Annotated in this window: 7 protein-coding genes and 1 pseudogene; all 8 read left to right on the forward strand. The window is 57.3% G+C overall.

Features of this window, described 5'->3' with window-relative positions; genetic code table 11:
• Positions 1-18 precede the first annotated feature (18 nt).
• Positions 19-1,608, forward strand: coding sequence for an ABC transporter substrate-binding protein (locus tag QN219_RS23265; RefSeq protein WP_284002450.1), 1,590 nt, complete (start codon positions 19-21; stop codon positions 1,606-1,608).
• An 18-nt stretch (positions 1,609-1,626) separates the two neighbouring features.
• Positions 1,627-2,565, forward strand: a complete 939-nt coding sequence (locus tag QN219_RS23270; RefSeq protein ID WP_284002451.1) for an ABC transporter permease — start codon at positions 1,627-1,629, stop codon at positions 2,563-2,565.
• Between the two features lies 1 nt (position 2,566).
• The gene (locus tag QN219_RS23275; protein ID WP_284002453.1) at positions 2,567-3,454 is read left to right on the forward strand and encodes an ABC transporter permease; all 888 of its coding nucleotides are present in this window, start codon (positions 2,567-2,569) and stop codon (positions 3,452-3,454) included.
• Positions 3,451-4,467 (forward strand): ABC transporter ATP-binding protein, encoded by a 1,017-nt coding sequence (locus tag QN219_RS23280; RefSeq protein WP_284002454.1) that lies wholly within the window; start codon positions 3,451-3,453, stop codon positions 4,465-4,467. The genes QN219_RS23275 and QN219_RS23280 overlap by 4 nt, the downstream gene beginning before the upstream one ends.
• Entirely contained in the window at positions 4,464-5,498 is a 1,035-nt protein-coding gene (locus QN219_RS23285; protein ID WP_284002455.1) for an ABC transporter ATP-binding protein, read from the forward strand. Before QN219_RS23280 ends, QN219_RS23285 begins: the two co-directional genes overlap by 4 nt.
• Before the next feature lie 263 nt (positions 5,499-5,761).
• Positions 5,762-5,989, forward strand: a pseudogene (locus QN219_RS23290) (ISNCY family transposase); the annotation flags it as partial.
• A gap of 169 nt (positions 5,990-6,158) precedes the next feature.
• Positions 6,159-6,248: a hypothetical protein gene (locus tag QN219_RS34235; protein WP_405052190.1), complete on the forward strand. Its 90-nt coding sequence runs from the start codon at positions 6,159-6,161 to the stop codon at positions 6,246-6,248.
• Between the two features lie 255 nt (positions 6,249-6,503).
• Positions 6,504-6,700, forward strand: a 197-nt coding sequence (gene tnpB / locus QN219_RS23295; RefSeq protein WP_284002456.1) for an IS66 family insertion sequence element accessory protein TnpB, incomplete at its 3' end; no start/stop codon positions are given.

Here is a 6,700-nt window from a genome sequence, read left to right on the forward strand (position 1 = left end):
AGTCCATGGGAGGAAAGTATGGAAGGCATTATCAATAACATTGACCGGCGCACCCTTCTTAAGGGAGGAGCCGCCCTGGGCGGTGGTATCATTGCTGCCGGCATGCCGCTCTCACAGGTGATCTGGGCGGCGGAAGGCAAAGTGCTTAAGGTCGCTCTTCCGATGGAACTTGCGACGTTGGATCCTGGCTTTTACGGCGCCAGCTACGAAGTAAACGTGATGAACTGCCTTTATTCGAAGCTCACGCGTTACAAACCAGGCTCCGAATGGGGCTGGGATCTGGAGGCGGCGGAACAGATCGAGCAGGTCGATCCGACACATATTCGCTTTCGCCTGAAGAAAGGAATCAAATTCTCCGGTGGCTATGGTGAGATAACTGCCAAGGACGTCAAGTTCTCATTTGAACGCATTTTCAAGCACAAGTCACCGGACATGCCTGATCTAGGCTCATTCGACCATGTCGAGCTTGAGGACGACTATACAGGCGTTATCGTATTTAAGACGCCATATGTGCCCGTCTGGTATCTCGCCCTCCCTTATGCCACTGGTCATATCGTTTCCGAGCAAGCGGTGATGGAGGCGACAAAGGACGGCGGCAATTTCGGTATGAAGCCGCCAGCGTTCTCTGGACCCTACGTGCTCGCGGACTGGAAGCAAAATCAGTATACGCTATTGACTCGTAATCCCGAGTGGTCTGGGCCAAAGGCTGGATTTGATGAAATCCGTATCGTACCTATTACTGACATCAAAACGGCGGAACGCGCCTATCAGGCCGGCGACATTGATTTCGCGACGATCAGTCTGGATTCACTGGCAACGTTCAAAAGCAATCCGCCGCCCGATACAAAGGTGGAGGAGCATTCCTCGCTTCGTATCATCTGGCTTGGCATGAATATGGATCACCCAAAGCTGAAGGACATCAATGTCCGCAAGGCTATTCAATGGGCCATCAATGTGCCGCAGATAGTGGACGCCGCCTATGCGGGGTACGTTAATGTGGCAACCGGGTCAATTGCGCCAGGTCTAATCGGACATCGCGAGAAAGCACTCGTTCCACCGGAAGGCGACCTCGCCAAGGCCAAGGAGTTCCTAGATAAGGCCGCGGTCAGCGACCTGCAGCTTACCCTGGATTGCGACAACAGTGGTATTCCGTCGATAATTGCGCAGATAATTCAGGCGCAATTGTCGCAGATTGGCATTACTGTCCAAGTCAACACTCAGGATCCCGGTTCCTACGCGACAATCGGTCAGGAATCGGACGGCGATCGCTGGAAGGACTTGCAGCTCTTTATTAGAAACGACAGCAGTCTGCCTGATCCTTCTTACTACATGGGCACGTTCGTGAAAGCCCAAGTGGGCGTTTGGAATTGGGAGCGCTTCAGCAGTGACCGCTTTGACGAGCTCAACGTCCAGGCGATGGCGATTGAAGATCCAAACGAGCGTGCAAAGCTCTATCACGAGATGCAGGACCTCATGGAAAAGTCCGGCGCTTACCGTTTCCTAACGAATGGTGCTACTCCTGTTGTGTACCGCACGACTAAGGTACAGCCGGCAACCCGTCCGGATGGTGTCCCTTTATATGTCGACTTCAAGCCCGCACAGACCTAAACGGTGGCGGGTAAGACTATGTTGTTATATCTTTGTAAGAGGCTGGTCCTCGCTGTCACGATAAGCGTGACAGCGGTGACGCTTCTGTTCCTGATGATTCATGCGGTACCAGGCGATATCGCGTCCATTCTGCTCGGCCCTCGCGCCACGCCCGAAATGAAGGCCCAACTCTATCAACAGATGGGCCTCGATAAGCCGCTGGTCGTGCAGCTCGCCACCTTCTTCGGTGGCCTCCTGCACGGCGATCTTGGATTTGACGTATTCAGTCAACGGCCTGTGGCGGACATCGTTCTCGAGCAGTTGCCTTATACGCTGGAGCTAATTTTGGCTTCAATTTTGTGGGCCGCGGCGATTGCGATACCGCTGGGCTGTTACTCCGCCGTGCGCCGTAATTCCGCGATGGACCATATAGTGGGCGTGATGGCAGTCAGCACCATTGCCATTCCCTCATTCGTCATGGCCGTCTACGCCTTACTGATCTTCGCGGTCAGCCTTCGTTGGCTCCCGGCAATCGGTGCCGGTGAGGGCTTCGCTGATGAGTTGATACATCTGCTCCTGCCGAGCTTTGCCGTCGGTGTCGGCTGGGTCGGTTACATAGCTCGATTGCTACGGGCCTCCATGCTCGAGACTTTGGGTGAGAACCATATCCGCACGGTTCGCGCCTTTGGTGTCTCCGAGTGGCGCGTCATAACGCGCTATGCCTTGCCTTTAGCGATCCTTCCGACCGTCACCATTCTGGGCGTGGGCATCGCCTGGCTGCTTTCGGCAGCAGTGTTCGTTGAGGTGGTCTTCGCCAGGCCTGGTATTGGAGCGCTGATCGTGCAGGCGGTCAATTCGCGCAATTATCCGATTGTGATGGGCACGGTGCTCGTCACGACGTTCCTGATCGTAATCGCAACAACGGTGTCGGACTTGGTCAATGCAGCCCTTGATCCGCGCATTCGGGAAGAACTCTGATATGGCAAGCGTTGAATTCATTCCCGCCCAAGTGAGAAAAGAACCCGGAGCCGCGCGTACTTTCTTGCGCCAATTAGGCAAGAACCGCTTAGGCACGCTTGGTGCTGTGCTGGTCCTTATACTCTTGTCGAGTGCCGTTTTTGCGCCGTTGATCATCACCCATGATGCGACGCGCATCATGGTAGGGCCGCGCCTCGCTGATCCATCCAGCGAGTTTTGGTTGGGCACCGATCAACTCGGGCGTGACACATTTTCCCGGATGATCATGGGTGGTCGAATTCCGCTTCTCGTGGCGTTCGCCTCCCTCGGAAGCTCACTGGTGGTCGGGCTCGCGCTTGGCCTCATCGCTGGCTTTGGGCCGCGCTGGCTCGATAACTTGCTGCTGTTTCTCTTTGATACGATCCGCTCGTTTCCTGGCATTATCTTCGCGCTTGCGGTGATAGCCCTTCTTGGTCCCAGCATGAGCAGCGTCATTCTCGTCATCGCCATCACGTCCATGCCGATCTATGCACGAGTCGTGCGCACGCAAACGCAAGCTCTGCGGAACAGTGAGTTTGTCGCGGCCGAGCGCAGCATGGGTGCCGGCACGACGCGGATCCTTGTGTTCCACATGCTTCCAAACGTGATCGGACCACTGTTGATCCTGGTGAGCATGGATGTGCCGGCGGTCATTGCCGTGGAAGCAGGTCTCAGTTTCCTCGGAATGGGCGTGCGACCGCCGACCCCTGACTGGGGAGCGATCCTCAACGAGGGCTACAGCAATATACAACAATCGGCATGGCTGGTCATTGCCGGGGGTATTCCGATCGTCATGGCAACCCTTGGCTTCACGTTCCTTGGCGAAGCCCTGCGTGACATATTTGATCCCAAGTTGCGGAAATACCTATGACAAGCGACACTGCCAGATCTCAGACCTCTGCCCCGCCGCTCCTTGAGATCCGTGGCCTTAACCTGGACTTCGGGAGCCCACGGGGACGAATCCATGCGCTACGTAATGTCTCGCTCGACGTGCGGGCTACCCAAGTAATGGGTGTCGTCGGCGAAAGTGGCTCCGGAAAATCAACGCTCGCTTATACCGTGATGGGCCTCCTGGCGGAGAATGCCGAAATCACTGGGGGCTCCATCGCGTTCGACGGGCACGATCTTCGCAAGGTGTCGCCGGCGGCACGCCGGAAGCTGCTTGGCGACCGGCTCTCTATGATCTTTCAGGATCCGATGACAGCACTCAATCCCGTGCTCACCATCGAAAGCCAGATGATCGCTATCCAGCATCACCAGGGCGGTAGCCCGGGTGAAAAGCGCACGCGCGCCATTGACATGTTGAAGCGGGTCGGGATCCCGGATTCGCAAAGCCGCATCGGCGCCTATCCGCATCAATTCTCGGGCGGCATGCGCCAGCGTATCTGTATTGCCATGGCGCTACTGGTGAAACCAGCCCTCCTCATTGCCGACGAACCGACCACTGCGCTCGACGCTACTCTGGAAGTCCAGATCATCCACCTTCTCAAGGAGCTGCAACAGGAGATCGGTTTCTCGGTCCTGTTCGTCTCACACCATCTCGGGGCCGTTGCGGAGTTTTGCGACCGTGTCGCCGTCATGTATGCAGGCGAAGTAGTTGAGCAGGGTGCGGTGCGGGAGATCTTTCACAATCCCGCCCACCCATATACCCGGGCGCTTCTCGCGTGCGATCCGGGGCGAATCCGAGAAAGGACGCGTAGTTTGCCGACCATTACAGGTGAGGTTCCGAGCTTGCTCGGGAGCAGACAAGGCTGCATTTTCCGGGATCGATGCCCTCATGCATTTAGCCGTTGTGTGGAGGAAAACCCCGTTGAGTATCATCTCCGAACAACCCAGGTTGCGCGGTGCCATCTGCTCGATCATAGTCAGGTGATCTCGGCATGACAGCACTTCTACGCGTTCAGGATCTTCGCGTTCGCTTTCCCGTCGTGGGCTCGTTGATGGCGCGTCTGACAGGCACAAAAGAGCCTTTTATCGAGGCGGTATGTGGCGTCTCCTTCGAAATCCGCAAAGGCGAAACACTCGCCGTGGTGGGGGAGAGCGGGTCGGGCAAGTCGACCATTGCCCGCACGCTCATCGGCTTGAAAGCCGCTGCGAGCGGCAGTATCCGCTTCGACGGCCAGGAGATCGGCACCCTCAGCGTAACAGAGCGCAAGCCCTATTTGCGGCGCATGGCGATGATGTTCCAGGATCCCGTGGGCTCCCTCTCGCCGCGGCTAACCGTGCGCTCGCTTCTGACGGAGCCATTCCGTATCCATGGCCTGAAAGATCGCGACGCTGACGCCGAAGCGGCACGACTGCTCCACATGGTCGGCTTGCCGGCGGATTTTGCGCGCCGCTATCCTCACCAGCTTTCAGGCGGCCAGGCGAGGCGCGTCGGTGTGGCACGGGCACTGGCGCTCAATCCGGATCTCATCATCGCCGACGAGCCCACGGCCGGCCTCGACGTTTCGGTCCAAGGTGAAGTTCTGAACCTTCTCACACGTCTGCAAACCGAGCTAGGCATCGCCATTCTCATCATAACCCATAATCTCAACATTGTCCGCCATATCGCCGATCGGACGGGCATCATGTATCTCGGCCGCTTCGTTGAAATGGGTGCCACTGATGAGATCTTCCGGCAACCGCGTCATCCCTACACGGAAGCCTTGCTCTCGGCCAATCCCAATCCTGATCCTGATGCCGTCCTCAATAGGATTGAGCTCAAAGGCGAGGTGCCAAGCGTTCTGAACCGGCCATCCGGCTGCGAGTTCCACACCCGATGCCAATACGCGCAGGAAATCTGTAGGCGGGTGTCGCCCGAAACTACGTCCAACTCGGTTAACCCAACGCACAGCTTCAAATGCTACTTTCCGCTACAGCTCACCCTCTTGTCAGCGTTTGAGAATCGACGGCTTCCAGCGCCAGGAGGCTAAGAGTCTCCGGTACATCATTTAGCTAACGCCGATAACGCAGCGGACCACCAGCCAAACCTTACTTAATTTGAGTAATCACCACATGGCCGTCGCCTCAATTCCGATTCCGACCTTGTCCTAGCTAGTGCCCGTCCATAAACGTTAAGCTGCTGAAATTATTGTATGAATCGCGATATCTCCGCGGACAAAGCCCGGCGGCTTCAGGTATACTTTAGATCAAGCTACTGATTCTAAAGATAAACCCGTAACCGCCGGAGCCGACAATGCGCCAAGAACGCACCGTCCAGGCGAGCATATTCGATCTTTTCGCCGAGCACGAGATCGGTCGTGAACTGAAGGTGATGTCGCAATGGCTGGATGAGCATCGCGATCTGCTCGGGCTGGTGACGCGGGACCTGTGCCGGCATGGCCTCAAGGAAACCGGCCGCGAGGGGTTGCCGGCCGAGGCTGTGCTGCGCTGCGCGCTGCTCAAGCAGCATCGCCAGTTGAGTTGTAACCGCCCGATTGTCACCGCCTGCCGGCTATCGTCGTGATGGCCTAAGACACGTCTTTAACGTCGTCGTTAGCGACGTGTCTTAGGCGAGGTTTGCGATGCGGGTGGAAATTCTTGGGCAGGAACGGCGGCGGCGGTGGTGCGACGAACAGAAGCTCGAGATTCTCATGTCGGTTGGGATCGACGGGGCGACGGTGACTGAGGTTGCGCAGCGACACGATGTGACACGACAGCAGACACCTGGCGCAGTGAGCTGAAGAAGAAGGGACTGTTGTCGCCTTCTGCGAATGCGGTGTTTGTTCCCGTGGACATGAATGCCGTGCAGACGGAGCGGGTGGGGACCAACAGGACCCCTCTGGGATGATCGAGTTGCGATTGGCCTGCGGTCGCAGCCTTTGCTTCGGCAGCGGCGTGGATGCCGCCACGCTGACGCGGCTTATCCGGGCGGTGGAGTCGGCATGATTGGACCAGGGACTGGGGTTCGGGTCTATCTTGCCTGTGGAGCCACCGACATGCGTAAGGGCATCGAAGGTCTGGCTGCGCTTGCGCAGGAAGTGTTGCGCCAGAAGCCGACAGGAGGTGCGGTCTTCGCCTTTCGGGGGCGACGTGGCCAACTACCGACATTCTGCATACGTTTCTCGCTTTTCGACGATTGCCTATCCTTGGCACCCGCTGTTCGGGAAGAAGGTGCAGGTCTCGCCGTTCAGGC

This window comes from Sinorhizobium sp. 8-89, assembly GCF_030124325.1.
Classification (GTDB): Bacteria; Pseudomonadota; Alphaproteobacteria; order Rhizobiales; family Rhizobiaceae; genus Sinorhizobium.